Below are 24,660 nucleotides of genomic sequence, written 5' to 3' on the forward strand. Positions count from 1 at the left end.
ATGATTAATGATGGAAAATTTTCACTCACTTTGGAATACACAATTTCCTAATAAATTACCTATTTCGCACTTATTTCGTCATTATTTTCATGAGTTTTGGTTTCGCATCCATAGTTTGCCTGAGTCCAAAAGATATGCAGAGACAAAAGAAGAGTTTGCGCTTTTAATATCAAGACACAACCAGATCATTACCGATTGTTTTGGTTTAAATACACCTATTTATATTGTTACAGGTTATTATTTTTATCCTGAAAGTGATTCATCTAAATATCATCCAAAAGATATTCTTCATTACAATTTAAACTCAGCACCTTCAATTAATTTACATCAAGTCGCCCCTAAAATTTTTGATGATGGTGAATCAAATGACCTTTGTTTCACGTCCTTATACGTTCAAATGAATTGGCAACCCAATATTCACAATGATTTACTTTTAAAAATTGCAGATGATAAAGTTAAAGGTTTTTTGATTTCATTTGAGAAGAATATTATCGTTGCACCTTATGATGGAGGTATTGATTTTATTATCCAAGATGACTCTTTCAAACAACAACTAAAAGAAAAATATCGGGATTGGTTATCTTCAAGAGCTGATGGTTTATAACAAACTATCTTTAATATAAGTAACCATTAAAATGGAAAATCAACTTACAAAGTAGGTAATCATAATCATCAATATTTGCAAACTTAAAACCACAGCAAACCATTTCCAGCCTTTATGGCGCATGGCAATACGATCAACACTTGAATAATTGACTGTTCTTATCATTTTATCACCTCATTTTTGCTACATTATGGAACATTGTTGGGGCAAAACATTGATCTTTTAATAGACAATATAGGATAAGCAATAATTAAACCAACGCTTTAACTGTAACTAAAATTATCTTGGCTTCATCAATGGAATTAACCTGAGATAAATTAAATTGCTTTTGTTTTATTTCATCATTTAATTATACATAGTTCGGCTATCGCGTGGCGGCATGGATGCCGCCGTTGGGCGGGGATATAGGATGTATCCCTCGCCCAACAAAGGATTTTCGTCACTTTTTATCCCTAAAAAGTGAGGCATCAGCGACGCAAATTAGTCTAAGTTATTCAACCCAATACAAGACTATGCTCATTTTATGATGTTATCTGCCAACAAAGAATTACATCATGATTTCTTCTAGGGTGAATATATTCAAAAACAAAAAAGCCCCTTGCGGGGCTTTTAATCAATTTAATCGGTTCTAATTAACCAATAAACTTACGTGCATTACGGAACATACGTAACCATGCACCATCTTCAGTCCATTCTTCAGGTTTCCAAGAATGCTGAATCGCACGGAAATTACGCTCAGGGTGTGGCATCATAATCGTTGCACGACCATCTTTCGACGTCACACCTGAAATTGCTTCAGGTGAACCATTCGGGTTCAATGGATATTGTTGAGTTTCATTACCCAAGCTGTCTACATAACGTAAGATCACTTGATTACCCGCATTCAAAGATGCAAAGTTTTCAGCAGAAGCTTCTGCACGACCTTCACCATGTGCCACAGCGATAGGTAAAATTGAACCTTCCATACCTTCTAAAAGAATCGATGGTGATTTTTCAACCTTAACATTCACAACACGTGCTTCAAAAACTTCTGAAGTATTACGGCGGAAACGTGGCCAGTTGTCTGCACCCGGAATAAGTGGAGCAAGCTGAGCCAACATTTGACAACCATTACAAATACCGACGGAGAACGTATTGTCACGGTTAAAGAATTTTTCGAACTGATCACGTAGCTTTGGATTAAATAACACTGATTTCGCCCAGCCACCACCAGCACCCATGACGTCACCGTATGAGAAACCACCACATGCAACCAGACCTTCAAAATCATCTAAATCCACACGACCTGCAAGTAAATCACTCATGTGAACATCGACTGTGTTAAAGCCAACTTTATCAAATGCTGCTGCCATTTCGACATGGCCATTGACACCTTGTTCACGTAAAATCACCATATTCGGGCGACGTTCGTTGATATACGGTGCTTCCACTGGCTCATTTAAATCGAATGTAGGTAAAGCAATAATACCTTTATGATTTTTATCTGTAATTAACGCAAATTCAGAATCCGCAGTTTCTACGTTGTCACGTAAGCGTTGGATTTGATGTGAAACTTCAGTCCATGCTTGTTGTAATTCAGCACGATCTAACACCAAACCATTCACAGACAACTGGTCAGAATCGTTTACTGTACCCACAACAGTAATGGCATCTCTTAAACTTGAAGTCGTAACTTCTGCTTGTAAGCTTGTCCAATCTGCTTGGCTAATCTGTAATACTGCGCCAATTTCTTCTGCGAATAAACTTTCAGTCGTTTGATTTTCTAAAGCAACACCTAAACGAGAAGCGAACATCATTTCTGCAACAGTCGCCAATAAGCCACCATCACCAATGTCATGGTACGCCTTGATGAGACCACGGTTGTTCCAATCTTGTACCAATGCAAAGAATGCTTTGAAGTCATCAAAACTGTCGACATCTGGAGTAACTGAGCCAATCGCTTTATAAACTTGTGCAAGGATTGAACCACCTAAGCGGAACTGACCTTTTGATAAATCAATGCGAACTAAGACTGAATCTTCACTCTTCAATTCAGGTGTCAATGTTTTACGGACATCTAAAACTGGTGCAAAGGCTGTAATCACACCTGACATTGGTGAAGTAACAGCTTTATCTTCACCTTCATCATTCCAAGTGGTACGCATTGACAATGAGTCTTTACCTACAGGAATAGCGATCCCTAAAGCTGGACACATTTCCATACCAATGGCTTTTACGCCTTCGAATAGCGCTTGGTCTTCACCTTTTTGACCTGCTGCTGCCATCCAGTTCGCAGACAACTTAATGTCACTGATCTGTTCAATATTGGCACACATGATATTACTAATCGCTTCTGCAACAGCCAAACGTGCTGAAGCAGCAGGATTTAACAATGCCACAGGTGGACGTTCACCCATTGCCATTGCTTCGCCTGTATAACCTTGCAAACTTGTTGTGGTTACCGCAGCATCTGCAACAGGAACTTGCCAACGTCCAACCATTTGGTCACGTGCAACCATACCTGTAATTGAACGGTCGCCAATCGTAATCAAGAATGATTTAGATGCAACTGTAGGGTTTTTAAGTACACGGAAAATCGCATCTTTTAAATCAACTTTAGATGCATCAAAAGCATCGCCTTTGCGCTCTACAGTTTCATATGAACGGCTCATGCGTGGTGTGCCGCCAAGCATCACCTGCATTGGCATATCCACAGCTTTGTTATCGAATAATGGATCGTTCACTGTCAATTGACGTGCTTCAGTGGCTTCACCAAGTACTGCAAATGGGCAACGTTCACGTGCACAGATTGATTCAAATAATTCTAAAGAACTTGGGTGAATCGCTAAGACATAACGTTCTTGCGCTTCATTTGACCAGATTTCCATCGGAGACATACCAGGCTCAAGTGATGGAATCTTACGAAGATCAAGGATCGCACCAAGTTCATGGTCATTGACCAATTCAGGCATCGCATTAGAAACACCACCCGCCCCTACATCATGTACAGACACGATTGGGTTGAAGTCTTCCATTCTCCAACAAGCATCGATCACTTCTTGGCAACGGCGCTCCATTTCAGGGTTTTCACGTTGTACAGATGCAAAATCTAAGTTTTCACCCAATTTACCGCTATCTACAGAAGACGCTGCACCACCACCTAAACCAATCAGCATTGCAGGACCGCCGAGAACAATCAGTAAATCGCCCGGTTGAATTGCATCTTTTTCTACGTGGTCAGGGCGAATATTCCCGTAACCACCTGCAATCATAATTGGCTTATGGAAACCTTTTACATCACCATTGACATTTTGTTCAAAGGTACGGAAATAACCATTCAATGCAGGACGACCAAACTCGTTGTTAAATGCTGCACCACCTAAAGGACCATCAATCATGATCTGTAATGGAGACGCCATACGAGATGGTTTGCCGTAATTCTCTTCCCAAGGTTGTTCAAAACCCGGAATATTCAAGTTTGAAACCGTGAAACCAGTTAAACCTGCTTTTGGTTTACCACCACGTCCTGTCGCGCCTTCATCACGAATTTCACCACCTGAACCTGTTGCAGCACCTGCAAAGGGTGCAATTGCTGTTGGATGGTTGTGGGTTTCCACTTTCATTAAAATGTGGGCAGCTTGGCTCTTGTATTTATAAATGTGGTGACCTGTCGCTTCGTCTTTTTTCGGATAGAAACGTTGCGTGTCAAAACCAACAATCACTGAAGCATTGTCCTTATATGCTGACAATACATCTGTAGGTGACTCTTTATAGGTGTTTTTAATCATTTGGAACAATGACAATGGTTGAACTTCACCATCAATTGTCCATTCAGAACCAAAGATTTTATGACGACAATGCTCAGAGTTTGCTTGAGCAAACATCATCAATTCAATATCGTTTGGATTACGACCTAATTTATTAAATGCAGCCGTTAAGTAATCAATTTCTTCATTTGACAGTGCAAAACCAAACTCAGAATTGGCTTTAACCAAAGCGTCTTTACCCTGACCTAAAATATCAATCGAATTTAAAGGTTTTGGCGCTGTTTCAGAGAATAATGCAGCAGCCTCGTCCATTTGATTGAATACACTTTCCGTCATACGGTCATGCAGAACTTGTTTTACTTGGTCAGATACTTCTGAAATACCTTTTAAAGTAAACAAAACACCGCGTTCAAGGCGGTGTATTGGAGTATTACAATTGGCAAAAATATCTGTTGCCTTAGATGACCACGGTGAAATAGTACCCACACGTGGTGTAACTAAAATTTGGACTTCATCTTTTGCAGCTTGACGAACTTGGAAGCTTGTCCCGTCATTTAAGAGCTGTAAAGCAGATTGCTGTTGTTGCTCGTTGAGCGCTTGGTCAAACAGATAGACCCATTGGCTTTCTATTGATTGAACAGAACTGATAGACGATAAACGTGTTAATAGTTGTGTTTGCTTAAAAGAAGAATGTGCGGGTGCACCGGCAATGATAAACATGCTGTTTTTGGCTCCACGGGCAGGTATTAGGCAACCTACCTCAATGTGACTTGAAGAGAGCGCATATTCTACTGTGAAAGCAGGTTTTCAGCTAGTCATATCCACTTTAAAAATCGGAGATTTTTTTCACGCAAGTACTTGCTTTTACGTTCATTGCTTTAATTTCAATGTAAATGGTAACAAATATTTTTCAGACATCGCGTCACTAGAGCTTCGTTGGATGTGTTTTTGATACTTTAATTTTTAAATCTGATCGTTATAAACTTAGCTTTTTTTATAAGCACGTATATCTTTCATAAAATTCAATCAAACATAATCAAAATATTTAGATGGACCTCAGTACTTTATTTTTAAAATATTGGTCAAAATCATTAAAATATTGATAAAAACATATCTCCATAACCATAAATATCAAAAACAGAAATTCATAAAAACCTATATATCACTCTAAATTATAGAGTATTTAATTTTCAACTTATTTTCTTATCTAAAATATTTTAATTTTCAAAAATACAATCATTCAGAATTTAAAATAAACCCAACAATTACACCGGTTTAAAAAACCAAGTTTTAAAGGCTATAAAAATAAATTCAAACCACTGTTATTCAATATAAATAACAATATATTGAATTTTTATTTAATTTAAAGTTAAGAAAAAATTAACAATTAAGCGTAAAAATAACCTTTCTCCGCACACACTAAAAATAATATCAACACCAAAACATAAAGTTAAATTAATTCTAAATCGTAGTAAAAAAATATGGTAATTAAAATAAAAATACTATTAACATAAATAATCATATTAATAAAATATAACAAAAGTTTTAAAACCCTAAAAATCCCTTTTAAATATGATTTTCTAATTTCAAAAAACAATATCAACCATACAATTAAATAACATGCATATTCAATAAATAATCTAGTTTTAATTACCGCCCATACATTAGGCATTTTTAAGTCAGAATAATGATGAAAAAGCTTAAACTCAAAGAATGGATTCCAACCGAAGTGCATGATTGGGAAGGAAAAGAAAATGATGTTTTAGTCCTGAATTACACAATGAAATGTGCCTTAGCTTGCGATTTTTGTTGTTACGGATGTAACCCAAATCGTAAAGAAAAAATGCCTTTTGAATTGGCCGAAAGGCTGATTAGAGAGGCCGCTGAGCTCGATACATTTTCATCTGTTGGTTTTACAGGTGGTGAACCTTTACTTTTCCCTGAAGAAATCTGTGCTTTAGCTGACGTACTTGATGAAGTCAATCTACCTTTTACCATTGCAACTGCGGCACATTGGGCTGTAGACGATGCTTATAGTAAGGAGTTATTAGGTTATTTAAAAAATAAAGGGCTAATTCGGTTAAATATTAGCCACGATCCAAGTCACATGAAATTTGTAGACAAAGCGATTGTTATGAATGCTGTCCGTGCGGCAAGTGAACTGGGTATCGCCACTTATGTTGTTGGCACATTCAATAGTATTCATGATTCATTAGAATCCTTCTTACCTGAAGCAATTGATTTACCGAAAGTTTCTTTATTGACCAAATATGTCGCAAAAGTAGGAATGGCAAAAAAATGGGACATTACTCAACAACGCTATGGTTTGTCTTTGGACACAGAAGATCTTTGCTGTTACCGCAGAGTCAATCATGACATTGTCATTTGGCATGATGGTTCGGTTTACCCTTGTTGCTCTACATTTAATCGAGCCACACCCGGTATAAAAGTGGGTAATGCCCATGATCTATCTTTACGAGAAATTTGGGAAAAAATAGAAGGTTCTTTACTGTTTAGAATAATGAAAAGGCAAGGCTTTGGAGAGCTGTATTCAATTTTACATAGCCGAGCGCCACATCTATATACGCAACTCCCTCAGGCTCAAGATGTAGTCGGGCCATGCAGTTTATGCAACGCTATTTTTAAAGATAAAGCGATGTGCAGTGAGGTATTGCAAGTTATTTCAGAGTATGAGAAGGAAAAAGTCTCTCATGCACTTGAAATCGTCGTTGAGTTATTGGGTATAGACAAAGCGACGTCTGTAGTAGAAGAAATCATAACTTAATGTTTTAAAAGGAATAAAAAATCATGAATGATATGAAAGCTTTGCAAAAAAAACTTGAAACCAATCCTATCGCGCGGACTCGGTTTCTTGCAGATCTATTAGGGACACTAGAACGTAGCGGGGTTGATATTCAAGACCCTAAAGTTCTAGATCAACTCAATTTAAATCTTGATTTACGTGACGGTAAAAAGTTTTTGGATGGACTCAGAGCAACCACCAATATTATTACGATTGTTGGTTAGTTTCTCTGGTCTTAATTTTAATATATAACTAAATAAGCAATGAACAGCATTATTAATATGTTGTTCATTGTAATTCATTCCATAAAAGGTCTTTGGGTAACTAAATTCTTCTTACTCAAAAAGAATAATGTCATTAAACTTAAGTAAAATTTCAGGCATATTATTCAGACATCATTTTGAATATTCTTTTTTCAAATAGATTGAAACATTAAATGGATTAAAATGTACAAAGAACTTATTGCAAACACTCAAAACCAATACTTATTTCCAAAGAATAATTCAAGTATTAGCTCCGATCTAGGTTTTAGATGTCTATTTCATCATGGCGTAGAAGCCTCGCAATTATTAAAATTTAACTTTCCTAATGAACTCAATGAGTTTTTCAAACAATCAAATGGTGCATATCTATTTCAAGATGCAACATATGGTCAATGGGGCTTACATCTACTTGATTTGCATCTAATTCAAAGAATTACAGCTGCGTTCTTTGAGGATAGATACGATGACGCTTTAACTGGTGACCGTATTATTGGTGAATTTTTAGGTGATGGTGAGAAACTTTTAGTAAGGCTTGATCCAAGCATAGCGGATTTTGGAACAATCATAATTGTTTGCCCCATTTCACCAAGGAATGAATGGCAAATTATTGAAACGAATTTTTATGATTTCATCATCAATTATTTTCAGAATAATGGCGGAAAATATTGGGAAATCCAAAACTCTAAAATTGATTAAGACAACTTATGTCGCTCTCCCCTAGAACATTCACCATAAATTTGGCATGATGCAAATAAGCAATAACTGAATAACGATAAATGACTCAAATGCGTTGGTTAGAACTACTCTCAACAGTTCGAATGGGTAGTAAAAAACAAAATACAGAACAGGCACGTAGCCCTTTTCATAAAGATTATGACCGTATTATATTTTCACAAAGCTTTAGACAACTGAATCGTAAAACTCAGGTTCATCCACTGACACAACATGATGGTATCCATACCCGCTTAACGCACTCTCTTGAAGTTTCATGTATTGGACGATCATTGGGCATGTTGGCGGCGGAGAAAATTAAAGATGAATTACCTATGTGGATTTCCCCTGCCGATGTTGGTGCAATCATTCAAGCAGCATGTTTAGCACATGATATTGGTAATCCGCCTTTTGGGCATGCAGGTGAATATGCGGTTCGAGAATGGTTTGATGATGCTTCACATACAGACTTTCTTAAAGATTTGAGCCCAGAGCAACAAGCCGATGTACGCCAATTCGAAGGCAATGCACAAGGTTTAAGACTGCTAACAAAAATTGACTACCATCCTAATGATGGCGGTATGCGCCTAACTTACGCAACGTTAGGGGCTTACTTAAAGTATCCTTGGCTTTCAAAAACCATTGAATCGCAAGGTGATACACCTGCAAATAAACGTGCAAAATTTGGTTGTTACCAAGCAGAGAAAGATATTCTTAAACAAATTGCAGATCAGCTTGGTCTCATTCAACTCGGTGAATATCATTACTGCCGTCATCCCCTCACCTATCTTTTAGAAGCTGCGGATGATATTTGTTATGCGCTTATTGATTTAGAAGATGGCATTATTTTGAATATGCTGTCTTATGAAGAAGTTGAGCCGATCTTTCTCGATTTGATTGGCGATTTTGGAATACCTTCTGAACTCAGCATGCCTTATACCACATGGCAACAGAAAATTGCTGCTTTGCGTGGTCGTGTGATGAAACGTTTAGTCGATGAAGTGACCACTGCTTTTGCACGACATCATTTTCAAATTCTATCGGGTCAATTAAAAGGCTCACTATTGCAATATTGCGCACAGGACATTGAAATTGGCATTGACCGTGCTAAAAATCTTGCTCGTGAAAAGATTTTTGAACATCCACAAAAATCTGGTTTGGAAATTATTGCACATCAAAGTTTGCAACACATTTTAGATGCATTTATTCCATTGACCACACCCAATAAAACTTTAAGCTTTAAAGATAGTCGCCTCATGTCTATTTTAGAGCGTTTTGGTGCACGTTTTAGTGATGATCACTATGACAATATTATGCAAGTTTTGGATATTGTCAGTAAATTTTCAGATCATCAGGCATATAACTTAGCGCAAGAGTTACAAGGTAATAAGGTTGGTTTCTTTTAAATCATCCGAATCATTTTGAGTATAGGTCACTCACAGTTTTGGTTATACTCTGACAATTCAATAAACAAACTGAGTTTTCAAGCAGCTTAGTTTCACAATTTTAAAAGTGAACAATATTCATGATCGGATGTCTTATTGGTGAAGTCTTTGCATTAGAAGCACCGACTGTACTGTTAAATGTAAATGGTGTGGGTTATGAAATTGACACGCCACTTTCAACTTTTTGCCAATTGCAAAAAGGTCAAGAAGTCACGCTATGGACGCATTTGGCTGTTCGTGAAGATGCGCAGCTGTTATATGGTTTTTCAAATGCTCAAGAGAAAACCATTTTCCGTACCCTTCTAAAAGTTAACGGCGTAGGCCCGAAAATGGCTTTAGGTATTCTTTCTACCTTAAGTGTGGAAATGCTCATTCATACCGTTGAACATGAAGATGTAAATACCCTTGTGAAAGTGCCCGGTGTAGGTAAAAAAACTGCTGAACGGTTAATGATTGAATTACGTGATCGTTTTAAAGCCATGTCATCTGGTACGATTCCGAGCAACTCAACTGTTGAACAAATTCAATTTACAGGAAATTCAGCCGTTGCAGAAGCTGAAGCAGCTTTACAATCTTTAGGTTATAAACCTTTGGAAGCACAGAAATTAGTCAATGCCGCTAAAGGTGATTTTACTGAAGCAAGTGATATCATTCGTGCTGCCCTTAAATCCATGAATAAATAAGATAGATTAAGACAATCATGCAAGATCGTTTAATCAGTGGTTCTGAAAAACCAGAAGATCATTTTGATCGTGCCATCCGTCCGACTTCACTCGATGACTATATCGGTCAACCAGTGGTTCGTGAACAAATGGAAATTTTTATTGGCGCGGCACGTGGTCGTGGCGAAGCGCTAGATCACACTTTAATATTTGGCCCACCGGGTTTAGGCAAAACTACCTTGGCTAATATCATTGCACGTGAAATGGGCGGAAATCTCAAATCAACCTCTGGACCAGTCTTAGAACGTGCTGGTGATTTAGCTGCAATGTTGACCAATCTTGAAGAAGGTGATGTTTTATTTATCGATGAAATTCATCGTCTTTCACCCGTGATTGAAGAAATTCTCTATCCTGCGATGGAAGATTACCAACTCGATATTATGATTGGTGAAGGCCCCGGAGCGCGTTCTATTAAATTGGATCTGCCCCCTTTTACATTGGTTGCAGCAACGACTCGTGCAGGTTTATTGACCTCACCTTTACGTGATCGTTTCGGGATTGTGCAACGTTTAGAGTTTTATTCAGTTGAAGATTTAACGCATATTGTTGCACGTTCGGCTTCGTTAATGGATGTACCAACCACAGCCGATGGTGCTTTAGAAATCGCTCGCCGTGCTCGTGGCACACCACGCATTGCCAACCGTTTATTACGTCGTGTACGTGACTATGCGCAAGTCAAAGGCACAGGTGAAGTCACACAAGAGATGGCGCAACGCGCTTTAGATATGTTGAATGTGGATAAAGATGGTTTAGATACATTAGACCGTCGTTATTTATCGATGTTACTAGAGCGTTTCGATGGTGGCCCTGCTGGTGTAGAAGCTTTGGCTGCTGCGATGGCTGAAGATTCTGGCACATTGGAAGATGTGATTGAGCCATATTTAATTCAACAAGGTTATGCCATGCGTACTGCACGTGGGCGTATTGCAACCAACCAAGCTTATTTACAGTTTGGAATGACACCACCTGAGCCAAAGGCTTAAATAATCATTGATGATGCTGTTCATTTATCTAAGCTCGCTTTTAAAGCGCTTGAAATTTATGAATGGCATCATCAATATTGAGTGCATCAAGGTTAAGTTTAAAAATCGAAATAAAAATTTCTTTTAATTCATCGTCACTCTTTATAATCTGTTGCTGTGTTTGATTATTCTTATGATGAATATTTAAAACACCATTGCTAAAATTATAACGTTTATCTTGCTTTACGATCGATAAAATTAAATTTCGAGTAAATGAACACTTGGGATATGTAGACATAAACCAATTTGCAATTTTGATATCAGAATCAGCAGCGATCTGTTCTGGATTAAATGCATAGACATTTCCCCATTCACCAGAAACACAAACTTGAAGCATATATTTCATATCGAATCGTGCTGACTCAGCAATTCCACTGTCCTTCACTTGAATAAAACGGAATGATTCGTTTAAAGTGACTTGCGGTGTTTCTAAAGAATGAATCGTCAAAACACTTGTAGGCGTCATTCCTCCGAAACCTGGATCAAATAAATACAGCTCACCATTTAAACGGACAATAGTCACTAAATGTGACTTTGCAGGTGCCTCACTAGGATGACTTTTATAATAAACGCGACACAGTACATTAAAAACATCATAACCTAGCTCATTCAAGACATGTTTCGCTAAGACATTATGTTCAAAACAATAAGCATCTCGACCTTGCACTAAAATCTTTTCAACCAATGTTGTAAGATCTAATTCTACGGGTAAACCTAGAAAAGGATTAAAATTTCCAAAGGCAATATTCTGTACATGTAACTCTAAAAGTTGATTTAAATTCTCTAGTGTTGGCTCAACAATTGCGTTAGTTATACCCAATTTTTGTAAATATAATTGTGAAACATTATTTGTCTTTCCCATAATTGAAAACTTCCTCTATTTTCAGTAACGATTCATCATCCAGTGAGTAAATACTTAACACTCTGTATTTGTAATATCAAGTACTTGTTATTATTCTTATATTTTCAACCAAAAATAATTCACAAGCACCATTTCCAGTATCTTCACGAGTCAAAGAACTACGCCATACCCAACCATCCTGTGCACGAACCTCAACAAGATGCCCTTGTAAATAAATTAAATCATCCTGATCGACCTTAGATATTTGTTTTGCAATTTCTTTATTTGCAGGAATGATATGCATATTTGCACTGTGTGTTTCTATTTCTCTAACATCGATAGGTGGTGCATTTTCATAACGCCAATAAGACCATCGATTACTTTGTCGAAAGGAAAGTTGTTTGTAAATTTGAGGTTCTGCCATTTTTCCCCACCCTAAAGCAAAATCTACTGGGCTAATTTCTGCTTCACGCCCCATGCTATAGTCTTCACGTGACAGAACCCGAAACTCTCCTTCAAATACAGATAAGTTTTCAATTGTATATTGATCAAAGGTTTTGATGTGTTCATTGATCTCTTGATAATGATCCGCCTCCATAATCCCTTTATTGGGCTTAAGCCAATGTACCCATAAGCCATAAACCAATAGCACGCTCATCAATATATAGATAAATCGTTTCATCAGACATTTTCTCAATTTTTATTATTTATAAATCCCGTCAATCATTCTATGGGCAAATAAGATTTAGACAAAATATTTCAGCCTAAAAAGAAATGACACCTTGTGCCATTGGACTGAAAAATCAGAGTGCTAAACTGCCACGCATTATATAACTTGAATTCCGATTGGAATGGCTCATTTCTCTCAAATGATACTTCCAACATTCAAGTGATTAATCAGAAAACTGAATTAAGAAGTGGATCACCATCATGGCAAACAAATTTGAATTTCAAATCCGTGTATATATAGAAGATACAGATGCTGGTGGTATCGTATATCATGCCAATCATATCCGTTTTATGGAGCGTGCTCGTACCGAATGGTTGCGCGCATCTGGTATTGACCACTATTGGCATCAAAAAGATTACAATTTTGTGGTACATAAAATTGCATTGAAATATTCACGCCCTATACTTATGGATGATCTTATTACTGTTACAGCAAGTGTAGTTTCATGTAAAGCTTCGTCATTTGTATTGCAACAAAATATATATCGTGGTGAAATCATGCTTGCTTCTGGTGAGGTAGAATTGGCATGTTTAAGTACAGACATGAAACCTCGCAGAATTCCTGACGAAATCCGTGATTTAATTCTTCGAGAATTAGCTCACGAATAAAAATACTATTGGCACATGTAACTTATGGCAACACAACTAGAATCTTCTCTACACATCTCTGATTTAATTTTACAAGCGAGCCCTGTGGTTCAATTGGTCATGCTGGTTTTAGTACTGGCATCTGTTTTTAGTTGGTATTTGATTGCCAAGTTACATATGGGCTATAAACGCGCAAGACAAGGAGATAATCATTTCCAAAAAATCTTCTGGTCTGGCGCTGAACTGAATACGTTATATAACAATGCTCAACTCAACTCTAAACGTGATGGTTTAGAAGATATTTTTTATCAAGGTTTAAGTGAATTCTTAAAACTCAAAAAACGCCATGTGGAAACTTCGTCAATGATCGAAGGTACTGAACGTATTCTACGTGTCGGTTTAAGCCGTGACCAAAGCCGTTTAGAACAGGGTTTAAGCGCCTTAGCCAGTATAGGCTCAGTTGCACCCTATGTTGGTTTATTTGGTACCGTTTGGGGTATTATGAATGCATTCATTGGTTTAGCTCAGGTCGACCAAGTTACACTTGCTACCGTTGCTCCTGGTATTGCCGAGGCGTTGATTGCAACAGCGATTGGTCTTTTTGCTGCAATTCCTGCTGTATTGGCATTTAACCATTACACAGCTAAAGGCGAAGAAATCTATTCAGATCGTGCATTATTTGCAGAAGAAATGGTGGCGCTATTACAACGTCAGTCTGTGGGAACTACACAGGAAGCTGAATAACAATGGCAATCCAACGTTCAGGTCGCTTTGACCGTGTCAAGAAACCTCTTAAGAGTGATATGAATGTCGTTCCTTATATCGACGTCATGTTAGTTTTATTGGTTATTTTCATGGTCACAGCACCTATGATTACCACTGGGGTAAAAGTTGATTTACCACAGGCCAATAACAACCCAATTCCTTCTCAAGATGAGCGCCCTGCGATTGTCACTTTAGAGGCTGATGGTACGATTAAACTCGAAGACAAAGTGCATAAAAATGATGTAATGACACTAGACGAGTTAAAAGCAGTCTTAGTGGAAAATCAAAAACAAGCTGAAACTGACAAAAAACAATTAACCGTGTTAATTAATGGTAGTGAATCACGCCCTTATGGTGAAGTCATCAAACTCATGGCTGCCCTTCAAGATGCGGGTTTAAGCCAAGTTGGGTTACTGACTGAGCCTGTAAAGTAAGTTATGAAAAATATTCAAAAGCCACAGTCTAAAGAAAAAGCGATTGCGCTTGGATTTACCTTTGGAATCCATGTGGTGGCAATAACAGGTTTACTTTTTCTCGGTTTAAGTAAGCCACCTGAACCACCCAAACAGATTAAAACGGTGTTGATCAAGCCAGAAGATTTGCCACCACTTGAAGCAAAACCGTTAGAACAAACTGATTCTCAAGAAACAGCGGATACCAAAGTTGCGGAACACGTTCAACAAACGGCTGAACCAAATCCAACTGCACCTGTCATTCCAACTGAAAACAAACCCAAGCCAGAAGATACGAAAGCTGCTGAGATGAAAAAAGCAGCCGAAGAAGCCAAAGCTGTAGCACTTCAACAGCAAGCAGCCGCTGCACAAATGGCACAAGAAAAAGCAGCCAAATTAGCGCAAGCTAAGGCAGATGCCGCTGAAAAGGCAAAACAAAAAGCTGCGGAAATCATGCAACAAGCGAAAGCAGATGCTGTCGTAAAAGCTGAAGCTGCTGCCAAAGCAAAACAAGAAGCCCTTCAAAAAGCCAAAGCCGATGCCGCTGAAAAAGCACATCAGTTGAAACTTAATGAACAAGCTAAACGTAATGCAGAAGCAGCAGAAAAAGCGCGTCAGGCTAAAGCGGACGCTGCTGCAAAAGCCAAAACGGATGCAGCAAATAAAGCTAAAGCCGACACTGCCGCAAAAGCCAAAACGGATGCAGCGAATAAAGCCAAAGCTGATGCTGCTGCAAAAGCGAAAACGGATGCAGCGAATAAAGCCAAAGCTGATGCTGCTGCAAAAGCAAAAACGGATGCAGCAAACAAAGCCAAAGCCGACACTGCTGCAAAAGCCAAAACGGATGCAGCGAATAAAGCCAAAGCTGATGCTGCTGCAAAAGCAAAAACGGATGCAGCAAACAAAGCCAAAGCCGATGCAGAAGCTAAACGCAAAGCTGATTTAGCACGTGAATTAGATGAAGAGAAAGCATCTGCGGCTGAAAAAGCCAAAGAAGCAGCTGCCAATAAAAAAGCAGAAGCTAGAAAAATTGCTTCTTCTGCAAAACGTGACTTTGAAAATAAAGTTCGTAATGCATGGCGCATGCCTGCAGGTTCATCTGGACAAAAAGCAACTGCTCGAGTCACATTAACAGAGAGCGGTGGTGTTGCTTCTGTGATTGTAAATGCTTCTGACCCAGATGTGAAAGCCAGTGTAGAACAGGCAGTCAGAAATGCTGCACCATTCCCGATGCCTTCAGATCCCGATGCACGTCGTGAAGCACGAAGCTTTAGTGCTACATTTACTGTGAAGTGAATATTTTAAACCCTGCTTCGGCAGGGTTTATGCTATTTTGGAGTTGTTAGCATTTTGGGAACAATAAAAATGAATTGGAAAATCTTCAGCTTAATCAGCATACTCACTTTATCTTCTGCTACTTTTGCAGAACAAGCTACAGATACACAGAGTCAACAAAACCGAGATTCATCTGGTGAGCCTTTAACTGTCACTCACCTACCATTAACACTGATTAATACGCCTCAATTACTCACTTGCCATACCAATAATTTACAGAAAATTATGGATAATCTAAAATTACCCTTCACCGCTTCCAACCAAAATCTACAGGTGCTGGTTGAATTTAAAGATGATGGAAAAATTAAAAGAATTCAAACCAATGGACGCAATAATGACATTACGGTTCAAGCAATAAAAAAAGCTATTTTTAAATCCGTACCATTTGATATACCTAAAGATGAAAGTAAAATTCACCTTTGCAATAAAATTGAGTTCGTTTTTTATAGCGAAACTAAACTACTTTAATCTTTTGTACATAATTACATGCTTTATATAGATTAAAATTATCTCTTTATGCTACAAAGCTATGCATAGTTTAAAACCAATATTTGAGTACATGAAGTCCAATGAAAATCATGCCTAAACAACTATTAGGATTAGCAATTATTGCTGCACTGAGTCCTGCACTCGTTACCACCTCTTATGCACAGCTCCATTTGGAAATTGCCAAAGCGCCTGAATCCGCACCCAAAATTGCAATTATTCCCTTCAGCAATGATCAGTCAATTTACCCAGTGGTAGAACAAGATTTAAACCGCTCAGGCCGTTTTACCAGTGCATCACAAAATCTTCCTGCAACGGCATCTATAAACAATGTGAATGCAGAAGCATGGAAAGCTGCTGGTGTTCCTTATGTGGTTTTAGGTGAATCAAAAGCCAATCCTGACGGTTCTCTTTCTGTTCACTATCAATTGTATGATGTTGAAAAACAAAAATTCTTACTCAATGAATTACTCACTGTTCCAAGTTCACGTGTACGTTCTGCCGCACATATGATCAGTGATACCATTTATCAAGCTTTGACAGGTATTCAAGGCGATTTCAGCGGTCGAATTGCGTATGTATTGCGTAATCCTGCAACACCAGAACAACGCTATACACTACAAATTGCAGACACAGATGGTGAGCAACCGAAAACTGTTTTAAGTTCACGTGATCCAATTCTTTCCCCTGCTTGGACACCTGATGCGAAAAAAATCGCATATGTTTCGTTTGAAACCAAACGCCCTGCAATTTATGTACAAGATTTAGCGACAGGTCAACGTGAGAAATTAGCCAGTTTCCGTGGTTTAAATGGTGCGCCGAGCTTCTCGCCTGATGGCAAATCAATGCTATTTACTGCATCTATGCATGGTAATCCTGAAGTTTATCAAATGGATTTAGATTCACGCCAGCTGAAGCGACTTACCAACGATAGCGCAATTGATACAGAAGCACGTTATTCTCCAGATGGAAAATCATTTATTTTTACATCTGACCGTGGTGGATCAGCTCAAATTTACCGTTATAACTTTGCTGATGATTCAACTAAACGTTTAACTTTCCGTGGTGCATTTAATGCACGTGGGACGCTAAGCGCAGATGGTAAATATGTCGCACTCGTACATCGTCCATCTGGCAGTAACTACAAAGTCGCGATTCAAGAAATTTCGACAGGTATTACCAATATCCTCACACCTACCAGTTTAGATGAATCACCAAGTTTCTCTCCAAATGGGCAAATGGTGGTTTATGCGACACGTGAAGGAAGCCGTGGCTTATTGGCAATCATGTCGACAGATGGTCGTTTCCGTATGAATTTACCAAGTGAGCAAGGTGAAGTACGTGAACCCGCTTGGGCACCGAAGTAGTGCCAAAGACAATCTTTTTTATGTGTATGCAGTATTAATTTAAGAAATCATGGAGATTAAAATGAATTCGATAAAATATTTAGCTTTACCATTATTGGCTGTAAGCCTTGTAATGACTGGTTGTGCAAGTCGTAAGCCTGCTGCAACTGTTGAAACAGGGACAAACCCAAATGGTGCGACAACAGTGAATACCAATGGTTTAAGTGAAGATGCTGCTTTAAATGCTCAAAATTTAAATGGTGCTTCTGCTAAAGGTGTCACTGAAGCAAATAAAGCATTTTTAGCGAAACGTGTTGTTCATTTTGATTATGACAGTAGCGATCTTTCAAATGAAGATTATCAAACACTACAAGCACACGCTCAATTCCTGATTGCCAATGCAAACTCTAAAGTTGCTTTGACAGGTCATACCGATGAACGTGGTACACGTGAGTACAACATGGCTTTGGGTGAGCGCCGTGCTAAAGCCGTTGAAAGTTACTTAATTACCAATGGTGTTAAATCAACTCAGCTTGAGGCAGTCAGCTATGGTAAAGAAATGCCGATCAATGCTGGGCATGATGAGGCAGCTTGGAAAGAAAACCGCCGTGTTGAAATCAATTACGAAGCTGTTCCGCCATTATTAAAATAATGTCAAAGTAATCTTTCTGACTGATTCATCAATGCTCAATTCAATTGGGCATTTTTATGGTCATAAGTTTGAACAACTTAGATTCTCGAAAATAGCCACATAAAAAAAATGCTCATTGATTATGGGCACTTTTTATTGACTAAACCTTTGATTCATCAGGCTTGGGGCTTTGCATGGATTCGATCATATCGTGCTTATTAAACTCTTTAAATTCGGGTTTTGCTTCATAATCTTTCCAAGCATCTTTCACATTTTCAGCACTGATTTCTTTTAAATCAATACCTTCACCCTCTGTTGGAGTCGCATCGAACTTTGCTGTCGTCATGTTAGTACTCCTTATTTCCTTTGTCTATAAATTCAACATAACACTTTATGAAATACTTTCAAGGGTATTTTCACGACAAATAACACAGGATAATTTTTATTTTCTGTCGAACTCATCTAAAATAGTCGCATTCTTTAATTTAATAGAATTTTATTGCTTTTGGAGCACAACAGATATGTCATATCGCACCCTATCCCAATATTTAGAACAACAACAAGGGAACTTAACAGCAGAACTTGCCGATGTTATTGAAACCATTGCCAATACATGTAAAACCATTGATCAGGCTTTGCAAAAAGGTGCTTTAGCAGGTGTATTAGGCAGCGCACAAAATGAGAATGTTCAAGGCGAAGAACAAAAGAAACTGGATGTTATTTCAAATGATTATTTAATTGATGCTTTAAAAATCAATAAAAACGTGGGCGGTTTAGCATCAGAAGAACTTGATGACTTCACCCCTGCTCAAGAAAATGGCAAATATCTTGTCTTATTTGATCCACTTGACGGTTCAAGCAATATCGACATCAATATGTGTGTAGGCACAATCTTCTCAATTCTGCCTGCAAAAAATGCTGTAACACAAACAGAAGATTTCATGCAAGCAGGTACACAACAAGTTGCTGCGGGTTATGTGCTTTATGGCCCATCAACAATGATGGCGCTCACTGTTGGCGCTGGCACAGTATTTTTTACATTTGACCCAGAAACTAAACAATTTTTGCTCACTTCTGAAAATATTCAAGTTGCAGCAGATACTAAAGAATATGCAATCAATGCTTCAAACCAGCGTCATTGGGAAGCACCTGTAAAACGTTATATTGATGAGTTGCAAGCAGGTAAAACCGCTGGTCGTGGAAAAGATTTTAACATGCGTTGGGTTGCATGTATGGTGGGTGATATTCACCGTATTCTTTGCCGTAGCGGTATTTTCTTATATCCATACGACACTAAAGATCCGCAAAAAGCAGGTCGTCTACGCTTAATGTACGAAGCAAATCCAATGAGTATGCTGATGGAACAAGCAGGTGGTTCTTCAACGACAGGTCGTGTTCGTATCATGGACATTCAACCGACTGAATTGCATCAACGTGTTCCAGTGGTAATTGGTTCTAAAAATGAAGTTGAATTGGTGACCAGTTACCACAACTAATCCATACTTTTTACTCCCTGCTTCTATTCATTTAGCGGGAGTACATCATTTAGGGGTTGTCGCATCTTGCACAACCCCGACTTACTTTTTATGGATGCACTCCCATGCCTACTATTTTCCTAGAATCAAAAGATAATCCAAAAATTAAACACTTACGTGGTTTAATTGAGCAAAACACCTATCGTAAAAAACAAGGACAAACCGTACTTGAAGGTACTCACCTAAGCTTAGCTTGGCTTGAAAAAGGCCGTAAAATCAATTCAATTTTTACCACTGAACATGCTTTAGAGCATGAAGATCTTGGTGAAATCATCGACCAATACCAAGGGGCAGTTTTTGTTATTAGCGAATCTCTATATAAAGATTTAAGTACTCTAGGTACAACACTTGCCTGTTTAGCCATTGTTGATTTACCTACATCAACCCAAGCACTGAACTTCAATGAAGACACCTTAATTCTTGAAAATGTTCAAGATCCGGGTAATGTTGGAACATTACTGCGTTCAGCAGCTGCAGCTGGTATTGAACAAGTGGTTTGTACCAAAGGCTCTGCATCACTTTGGTCACCTCGTGTACTTCGGGCAGGCATGGGTGCGCATTTTTCATTACAGACTTATGAAAATGTTGTACTTGAAGACATTATTAAGCAATTTAAGATTCCAGTTTATGTCACCAGTTCGCATGATTCAGAAAGCTTGTACTCAAAAAACCTACGTAAACAATGCGTTTGGATTTTAGGTAATGAAGGTCAAGGGGTTTCTGAGTTTGCATTGAAATATGCCGAGTCTGTAGCTATTCCACAGCCAGGTGGTCAAGAGTCGCTCAATGTCGCAGTGGCTGGTTCGATTTGTTTTTTTGAAATGGTTCGTCAACGCCTATAACGTTAAATTATTTTAAATATTGCCCGTTATTGGACAAAATCATTTAAACTGAAAAAAATAATTGATTTACATGTCAACCCAAACCATTTTTTAAACGTTATATGTATACGAATTTAAAAACATGGTGGGTACCCAATGACGGGATTTTCCATCTCTATGGACTTAGCACCAAAGAAGTCACAGTCTGAAACAGCAAGTGCTCAAACGAGTACGGCTGAGCAGCGCCTGAGTTTTTTTATGCATGATGTAACTGGTCGTGCTTTAGTGATGATGGAAAGTGCAACGCAGGGGCACAATGGTATTGCTATGGACTTGGTACAGGAAGCATTTATTTCCTTGCACAAATCTTATTCAGACAAATCGACTGAAGAATGGTACCCATTGTTTTACACCATTTTAAATAACAAATTACAAGACTGGCGTCGCAAAGAAGCGAGACGCGCCTCCCCTTTTTCTTTGTTTCGTAAAATTGACTTAGATGGGGACGATGATGAAGCAATGGATATTGTGGATGAATCGACACCCAATCCGCTGCAATTCCTAGATCAAAATGTAACAGTTGAAGAAATACAGCAAGCAATTAGTCAATTACCAACACGCCAACAACAAGCCTTTATGTTACGCGCTTGGGAAGGGTTTGATACTCAAACCACGGCGTCAATTATGAATTGTACAGAAGGTAGCGTTAAAACCCATTATCACAGGGCGATTCAAGGATTGAGAGCTTCGCTATCCCACCTAAATCCATATGGAGGAGGTTCATCGAATGAATAATGATGATTTCACCAAACAAGTGACGTCTAAGCTTGATGGACTTGCGCATAATCATCGCAATAAAGCTGTGGTGATAAATAATGTGCTCGATCATATTGAGAATAAGTCTACATCTCGTTATGGTGCGTGGAAAATGACTGGTTTTGCACTTGCTGCTGCAATCACTGGTTTTGTGGTCATTCCGAATGCATTTGATGTTTCAAATGAACCACACAATCAACAGCAAGTCATTGTTAGCCCTAAACTTTCACCTCAAATGATGGAAGATTTAGATATGTTATCTGTATTTGGTGAGGATAAAAATTCCCATGGCAGCTAGAAAATTAGCTTTGGCTTTTTGTGCTATTGGTTTTTTGCAGACAAGTTTTGCTGGCTTTGAACGTTTTTGGATTTTTTCTAAAGATGCGAATAGTCAGGTCAATGAAACATGGGATAATTTATCTGAGGACGAACAGAAAGCCCTCATTAAACGCTATCAAAATTTAAAAGAAATCCCTGCTGATCAAAATAATAATTTGCAACAGCGTATGGATTGGTTTACTCAACTTCCTGAACAAGATAAACAAAAAATGCGTGAAGTTTGGCAGCAAATGAGCACAACTGAGCGCAATGAGCTCCGTAAAAAAATGCAGAAAGCTTCAACTTCTGATCAACGTAATGAGATACGTGAAGAATATATGCAAAAATATCAAACCAGTATAGTGACTTCTCACTAAAGCTATACGTACGTTTGAATATTTTTAAACAGTAGGCCTCTTTTGAGGCTTATGTTATTTTAAAATACGTTAAAAATATCTTTTTAATTTTACTAGTTTCTTGTATTTAGCTTATTTCAACTTTCTGCTACATTTTATCAATCAGACTGATCTCATTACTCTTTTGGACACTATAATGAATATAAAATCCGCCATTCAATTCAGCATTCTCTGCATTCCAAGCACGTATAGTTTTGCTTTAGGCTTAAATCATTCTCCGATTCAACAAGTTACGCTTTATCCAACTTCGGCAAAGATAGAAAGAACCATTCCTGTACAAGCTGGCGAGCAACTGGTCACATTGACTGGACTGGCTGCAAACTTTGATATTAATCAATTGCAATATCAAAGCAGTAATATTGAAGTCAATGCCGTTTCACATACAGATAGTGCAATTGATAAACCATCGGGGAATGAATCCTCACAGCTTCGTACCCAAATCGAAGCATTAAAAAAGAAAATCTCTGAGCAAAATTCAATTATCCAAGCTGCTGAATTACAAAATAAATTTCTAGGCAATGTGACTCAAGGCTCTGCACCTAAAGTTCGGCAAGATGCTTATGTCGCATTTATTGCAATCGACCAAGCAAAAATTGAGAAAGAAAAATTAGAAAAACGTTTAGAAGAACTGGAACAAGATTTAAATGCAATTGGGGACAGTGATTTTAACCAACGCACACTTAAATTTTATGTCAATGCCAAACAACAGGGCGAGATCAAGATTAGCTATTTGATACCCTATGCACGTTGGCAGCCGACTTATAAAGCCGAGTTGAATACGCAAACTAAGCAAGTCAAGCTAACCCGTATGGCGATGATTGCCCAAAAAACTGGGGAAGATTGGAATAATGTGAAACTGGCATTATCGACATCAAAACCTCAAAGTTACGTACAGCAGATTCAACCTCAGCAATGGTGGGTAAATTATTATGAACCTGAAGTACATCCAGTTTTTGCACCTGCTCCGGCCCCTATCGCAATGGCTGAACCAGCAATGGATAGTGCATCGGCAAAAACCAGAGGCGCTGCTCGAAATAGTGAACCTAGCTTTCCTCAGTTTCAAGCATCGGATTTAAATTTTAGCACAGAGTTTCGCTCAGAAACCAAAGCCTCTATCCCAAGCAGCCAGCAACAGATCTTCTTGCCTTTAAGTGCTGAGCAATACCCTGCAAAACTATCAGTTTGGGTCCTGCCAAAACAGAGTACACAAGCAACCATTAATGCTGAAATTGCTAAACTTGATAGTAACTGGCCTTCAGGTATTGTAAAACTTTATCGTGATGGAGATTATATTGGGCAAAGAACTTGGAACAATAATGCCGACGAAGCACTGCAAATGAGCTTTGGTGTAGATGAGCAAATTCAAGTGAATGTTACAGATTTAACAGATAAAAAAAATCCTGTTCGTTCACGCTCTGAAACCATTCAAAAACAACAATATTCCGTTCAAAACTTACACAATTATCCAATCCAAGTGACGGTTTTTGAGTCTGAGCCACAGAGCCAAAATGGTAAATTAACCACTCAATCTACTTATAGTTTAGCGCCTAGCGCAACGACGTGGAATGGACAGCCAAATATCAATCAATGGCAAATGAGTTTAGAACCTAAACAGACTTTTAAGTTAGACGTACAACATCAATTTAAATACCCAACCAAAGGTTATACTTCTGGTTTTTAAATTGCAAATCGTGCAATAAAAATAGCCATCAATAATGATGGCTATTTTTTTAGTTAAAATCGCCTTCTCTTTCAGGTTGATACAACACCTTCTCAATTTTCACTTTCATCATATGACCATCTGGTTGTGGCCATTCAATCTCTTGCCCTTCTGTAAGCCCAAGGATTGCAGCGCCAATCGGAGCTACCACATTCACCTGCCCTTTCTCACCATGAAAATCATGTGGATATACTAGCGTGACTTCTGTCATTTCTTCTGATGGTGCAAGGGTAATAAGGACTTTTGCATTCATACTCACGACATTCGCAGGCATTTGATTCGGTTTCACAACCTCTGCTCTTGCCAGTTCATCTTCTAAATGCTTCATGGTGTCTGTGAGTTTAGCTTGATGCTCCAACATGGTTTCTAAACGATTTAAATCTTGTTCTGAAATAATAATATTGGGTTTATTCATATCTGTTATTCCTATGATCTTTCACATCATTCTTACTACAATAGTATGCTTTTCAATCACTATTTTTTCTTTTGAATTGGTATTTTACAATGCACTTAATTTTTTATCCCAATAAAAAAACCCCCTTGAA

At 38.2% G+C, this 24,660-nt stretch carries 26 protein-coding genes; 20 read left to right on the forward strand and 6 right to left on the reverse strand.

The window, feature by feature from the left end; genetic code table 11:
* Positions 1-7 precede the first annotated feature (7 nt).
* Entirely contained in the window at positions 8-604 is a 597-nt protein-coding gene (locus tag ACY45D_RS11740) for a DUF3885 domain-containing protein (RefSeq protein ID WP_463106915.1), read from the forward strand.
* A 39-nt stretch (positions 605-643) separates the two neighbouring features.
* Here ACY45D_RS11740 and ACY45D_RS11745 read toward each other — a convergent pair whose 3' ends face one another.
* A complete protein-coding gene (locus ACY45D_RS11745) occupies positions 644-769 on the reverse strand; it encodes a KGW motif small protein (RefSeq protein ID WP_463106916.1) in 126 nt (41 codons plus the stop codon).
* Positions 770-1,236: 467 nt separating this feature from the next.
* Positions 1,237-5,070, reverse strand: coding sequence for a phosphoribosylformylglycinamidine synthase (purL, locus tag ACY45D_RS11750; RefSeq protein WP_463106917.1), 3,834 nt, complete (start codon positions 5,068-5,070; stop codon positions 1,237-1,239).
* Positions 5,071-6,037: 967 nt separating this feature from the next.
* Between purL and ACY45D_RS11755 the strand changes: the two genes are divergently transcribed.
* From ACY45D_RS11755 to ruvB, 6 genes are all read left to right on the forward strand, one after another.
* Positions 6,038-7,135 carry a radical SAM/SPASM domain-containing protein gene (locus ACY45D_RS11755; RefSeq protein ID WP_463106918.1) on the forward strand — a complete coding sequence of 366 codons (1,098 nt, stop codon included), beginning with the start codon at positions 6,038-6,040 and terminating at the stop codon, positions 7,133-7,135.
* Positions 7,136-7,158: 23 nt separating this feature from the next.
* Positions 7,159-7,377, forward strand: coding sequence for a hypothetical protein (locus tag ACY45D_RS11760; RefSeq protein ID WP_463106919.1), 219 nt, complete (start codon positions 7,159-7,161; stop codon positions 7,375-7,377).
* A 222-nt stretch (positions 7,378-7,599) separates the two neighbouring features.
* Positions 7,600-8,112, forward strand: a complete 513-nt coding sequence (locus tag ACY45D_RS11765; RefSeq protein ID WP_463106920.1) for an SMI1/KNR4 family protein — start codon at positions 7,600-7,602, stop codon at positions 8,110-8,112.
* 80 nt (positions 8,113-8,192) lie between these two features.
* The gene (locus tag ACY45D_RS11770; RefSeq protein WP_463106921.1) at positions 8,193-9,533 is read left to right on the forward strand and encodes a deoxyguanosinetriphosphate triphosphohydrolase; all 1,341 of its coding nucleotides are present in this window, start codon (positions 8,193-8,195) and stop codon (positions 9,531-9,533) included.
* A gap of 119 nt (positions 9,534-9,652) precedes the next feature.
* Positions 9,653-10,255 (forward strand): Holliday junction branch migration protein RuvA, encoded by a 603-nt coding sequence (gene ruvA, locus ACY45D_RS11775; RefSeq protein WP_463106922.1) that lies wholly within the window; start codon positions 9,653-9,655, stop codon positions 10,253-10,255.
* Between the two features lie 17 nt (positions 10,256-10,272).
* Entirely contained in the window at positions 10,273-11,277 is a 1,005-nt protein-coding gene (gene ruvB, locus ACY45D_RS11780) for a Holliday junction branch migration DNA helicase RuvB (RefSeq protein WP_463106923.1), read from the forward strand.
* Positions 11,278-11,317: 40 nt separating this feature from the next.
* Here the strand turns inward: ruvB and ACY45D_RS11785 are convergent, their stop codons facing one another.
* Together ACY45D_RS11785 and ACY45D_RS11790 are read right to left on the reverse strand one after the other, a co-directional pair.
* Entirely contained in the window at positions 11,318-12,178 is an 861-nt protein-coding gene (locus ACY45D_RS11785; RefSeq protein ID WP_463106924.1) for an arylamine N-acetyltransferase family protein, read from the reverse strand.
* A 76-nt stretch (positions 12,179-12,254) separates the two neighbouring features.
* Complete coding sequence (locus tag ACY45D_RS11790; protein ID WP_463106925.1) at positions 12,255-12,839, reverse strand: hypothetical protein; 585 nt, start codon at positions 12,837-12,839, stop codon at positions 12,255-12,257.
* A 248-nt stretch (positions 12,840-13,087) separates the two neighbouring features.
* Here ACY45D_RS11790 and ybgC point away from each other — a divergent pair, with 248 nt between their 5' ends.
* The 7 genes from ybgC to pal all read left to right on the forward strand — a co-directional run bounded on the left by ybgC (position 13,088) and on the right by pal (position 18,510).
* A complete protein-coding gene (ybgC, locus tag ACY45D_RS11795; RefSeq protein WP_120383686.1) occupies positions 13,088-13,495 on the forward strand; it encodes a tol-pal system-associated acyl-CoA thioesterase in 408 nt (135 codons plus the stop codon).
* 24 nt (positions 13,496-13,519) lie between these two features.
* A complete protein-coding gene (gene tolQ / locus ACY45D_RS11800) occupies positions 13,520-14,218 on the forward strand; it encodes a protein TolQ (protein ID WP_463106926.1) in 699 nt (232 codons plus the stop codon).
* Positions 14,219-14,220: 2 nt separating this feature from the next.
* The gene (gene tolR / locus ACY45D_RS11805; protein ID WP_463106927.1) at positions 14,221-14,673 is read left to right on the forward strand and encodes a protein TolR; all 453 of its coding nucleotides are present in this window, start codon (positions 14,221-14,223) and stop codon (positions 14,671-14,673) included.
* 3 nt (positions 14,674-14,676) lie between these two features.
* Positions 14,677-15,987: a cell envelope integrity protein TolA gene (gene tolA, locus ACY45D_RS11810; RefSeq protein ID WP_463106928.1), complete on the forward strand. Its 1,311-nt coding sequence runs from the start codon at positions 14,677-14,679 to the stop codon at positions 15,985-15,987.
* A 69-nt stretch (positions 15,988-16,056) separates the two neighbouring features.
* Entirely contained in the window at positions 16,057-16,494 is a 438-nt protein-coding gene (locus tag ACY45D_RS11815; protein WP_463106929.1) for a hypothetical protein, read from the forward strand.
* Between the two features lie 101 nt (positions 16,495-16,595).
* On the forward strand, positions 16,596-17,879 hold the full coding sequence (gene tolB / locus ACY45D_RS11820) for a Tol-Pal system beta propeller repeat protein TolB (RefSeq protein WP_463106930.1): 1,284 nt from the start codon (positions 16,596-16,598) through the stop codon (positions 17,877-17,879).
* A gap of 61 nt (positions 17,880-17,940) precedes the next feature.
* On the forward strand, positions 17,941-18,510 hold the full coding sequence (pal, locus tag ACY45D_RS11825; protein WP_463106931.1) for a peptidoglycan-associated lipoprotein Pal: 570 nt from the start codon (positions 17,941-17,943) through the stop codon (positions 18,508-18,510).
* Between the two features lie 139 nt (positions 18,511-18,649).
* On the opposite strand, the gene ACY45D_RS11830 is transcribed toward pal, so the two are convergent.
* The gene (locus ACY45D_RS11830; protein ID WP_463106932.1) at positions 18,650-18,835 is read right to left on the reverse strand and encodes an NF038105 family protein; all 186 of its coding nucleotides are present in this window, start codon (positions 18,833-18,835) and stop codon (positions 18,650-18,652) included.
* Between the two features lie 175 nt (positions 18,836-19,010).
* Between ACY45D_RS11830 and ACY45D_RS11835 the strand changes: the two genes are divergently transcribed.
* The 6 genes from ACY45D_RS11835 (at position 19,011) to ACY45D_RS11860 (ending at position 24,076) form a co-directional block, all read left to right on the forward strand.
* Entirely contained in the window at positions 19,011-19,985 is a 975-nt protein-coding gene (locus ACY45D_RS11835; RefSeq protein ID WP_463106933.1) for a class 1 fructose-bisphosphatase, read from the forward strand.
* 104 nt (positions 19,986-20,089) lie between these two features.
* A complete protein-coding gene (locus tag ACY45D_RS11840) occupies positions 20,090-20,866 on the forward strand; it encodes a TrmH family RNA methyltransferase (protein ID WP_463106934.1) in 777 nt (258 codons plus the stop codon).
* Between the two features lie 156 nt (positions 20,867-21,022).
* On the forward strand, positions 21,023-21,640 hold the full coding sequence (locus tag ACY45D_RS11845; RefSeq protein WP_463109481.1) for an RNA polymerase sigma factor: 618 nt from the start codon (positions 21,023-21,025) through the stop codon (positions 21,638-21,640).
* On the forward strand, positions 21,633-21,959 hold the full coding sequence (locus tag ACY45D_RS11850; RefSeq protein ID WP_463106935.1) for a hypothetical protein: 327 nt from the start codon (positions 21,633-21,635) through the stop codon (positions 21,957-21,959). Before ACY45D_RS11845 ends, ACY45D_RS11850 begins: the two co-directional genes overlap by 8 nt.
* Entirely contained in the window at positions 21,949-22,356 is a 408-nt protein-coding gene (locus tag ACY45D_RS11855) for a DUF3106 domain-containing protein (protein ID WP_463106936.1), read from the forward strand. Before ACY45D_RS11850 ends, ACY45D_RS11855 begins: the two co-directional genes overlap by 11 nt.
* Positions 22,357-22,531: 175 nt before the next feature.
* Positions 22,532-24,076, forward strand: a complete 1,545-nt coding sequence (locus tag ACY45D_RS11860) for a DUF4139 domain-containing protein (RefSeq protein WP_463106937.1) — start codon at positions 22,532-22,534, stop codon at positions 24,074-24,076.
* Between the two features lie 49 nt (positions 24,077-24,125).
* Here the strand turns inward: ACY45D_RS11860 and rnk are convergent, their stop codons facing one another.
* Positions 24,126-24,530, reverse strand: coding sequence for a nucleoside diphosphate kinase regulator (gene rnk / locus ACY45D_RS11865; protein WP_463106938.1), 405 nt, complete (start codon positions 24,528-24,530; stop codon positions 24,126-24,128).
* Between the last annotated feature and the right edge of the window lie 130 nt (positions 24,531-24,660).

The organism is Acinetobacter sp. BZX-2 (assembly GCF_055179795.1).

Excerpts from the sequence above, each read along its gene's own strand:
- ACY45D_RS11740 (WP_463106915.1), top strand. The coding sequence starts at position 8 with ATGATGGAAAATTTTCACTCACTTTGGAATACACAATTTCCTAATAAA.
- ACY45D_RS11745 (WP_463106916.1), bottom strand. The coding sequence starts at position 769 with ATGATAAGAACAGTCAATTATTCAAGTGTTGATCGTATTGCCATGCGC.
- purL (WP_463106917.1), bottom strand. The coding sequence starts at position 5,070 with ATGTTTATCATTGCCGGTGCACCCGCACATTCTTCTTTTAAGCAAACA.
- ACY45D_RS11755 (WP_463106918.1), top strand. The coding sequence starts at position 6,038 with ATGATGAAAAAGCTTAAACTCAAAGAATGGATTCCAACCGAAGTGCAT.
- ACY45D_RS11760 (WP_463106919.1), top strand. The coding sequence starts at position 7,159 with ATGAATGATATGAAAGCTTTGCAAAAAAAACTTGAAACCAATCCTATC.
- ACY45D_RS11765 (WP_463106920.1), top strand. The coding sequence starts at position 7,600 with ATGTACAAAGAACTTATTGCAAACACTCAAAACCAATACTTATTTCCA.
- ACY45D_RS11770 (WP_463106921.1), top strand. The coding sequence starts at position 8,193 with ATGACTCAAATGCGTTGGTTAGAACTACTCTCAACAGTTCGAATGGGT.
- ruvA (WP_463106922.1), top strand. The coding sequence starts at position 9,653 with ATGATCGGATGTCTTATTGGTGAAGTCTTTGCATTAGAAGCACCGACT.
- ruvB (WP_463106923.1), top strand. The coding sequence starts at position 10,273 with ATGCAAGATCGTTTAATCAGTGGTTCTGAAAAACCAGAAGATCATTTT.
- ACY45D_RS11785 (WP_463106924.1), bottom strand. The coding sequence starts at position 12,178 with ATGGGAAAGACAAATAATGTTTCACAATTATATTTACAAAAATTGGGT.
- ACY45D_RS11790 (WP_463106925.1), bottom strand. The coding sequence starts at position 12,839 with ATGAAACGATTTATCTATATATTGATGAGCGTGCTATTGGTTTATGGC.
- ybgC (WP_120383686.1), top strand. The coding sequence starts at position 13,088 with ATGGCAAACAAATTTGAATTTCAAATCCGTGTATATATAGAAGATACA.
- tolQ (WP_463106926.1), top strand. The coding sequence starts at position 13,520 with ATGGCAACACAACTAGAATCTTCTCTACACATCTCTGATTTAATTTTA.
- tolR (WP_463106927.1), top strand. The coding sequence starts at position 14,221 with ATGGCAATCCAACGTTCAGGTCGCTTTGACCGTGTCAAGAAACCTCTT.
- tolA (WP_463106928.1), top strand. The coding sequence starts at position 14,677 with ATGAAAAATATTCAAAAGCCACAGTCTAAAGAAAAAGCGATTGCGCTT.
- ACY45D_RS11815 (WP_463106929.1), top strand. The coding sequence starts at position 16,057 with ATGAATTGGAAAATCTTCAGCTTAATCAGCATACTCACTTTATCTTCT.
- tolB (WP_463106930.1), top strand. The coding sequence starts at position 16,596 with ATGAAAATCATGCCTAAACAACTATTAGGATTAGCAATTATTGCTGCA.
- pal (WP_463106931.1), top strand. The coding sequence starts at position 17,941 with ATGAATTCGATAAAATATTTAGCTTTACCATTATTGGCTGTAAGCCTT.
- ACY45D_RS11830 (WP_463106932.1), bottom strand. The coding sequence starts at position 18,835 with ATGACGACAGCAAAGTTCGATGCGACTCCAACAGAGGGTGAAGGTATT.
- ACY45D_RS11835 (WP_463106933.1), top strand. The coding sequence starts at position 19,011 with ATGTCATATCGCACCCTATCCCAATATTTAGAACAACAACAAGGGAAC.
- ACY45D_RS11840 (WP_463106934.1), top strand. The coding sequence starts at position 20,090 with ATGCCTACTATTTTCCTAGAATCAAAAGATAATCCAAAAATTAAACAC.
- ACY45D_RS11845 (WP_463109481.1), top strand. The coding sequence starts at position 21,023 with ATGGACTTAGCACCAAAGAAGTCACAGTCTGAAACAGCAAGTGCTCAA.
- ACY45D_RS11850 (WP_463106935.1), top strand. The coding sequence starts at position 21,633 with ATGAATAATGATGATTTCACCAAACAAGTGACGTCTAAGCTTGATGGA.
- ACY45D_RS11855 (WP_463106936.1), top strand. The coding sequence starts at position 21,949 with ATGGCAGCTAGAAAATTAGCTTTGGCTTTTTGTGCTATTGGTTTTTTG.
- ACY45D_RS11860 (WP_463106937.1), top strand. The coding sequence starts at position 22,532 with ATGAATATAAAATCCGCCATTCAATTCAGCATTCTCTGCATTCCAAGC.
- rnk (WP_463106938.1), bottom strand. The coding sequence starts at position 24,530 with ATGAATAAACCCAATATTATTATTTCAGAACAAGATTTAAATCGTTTA.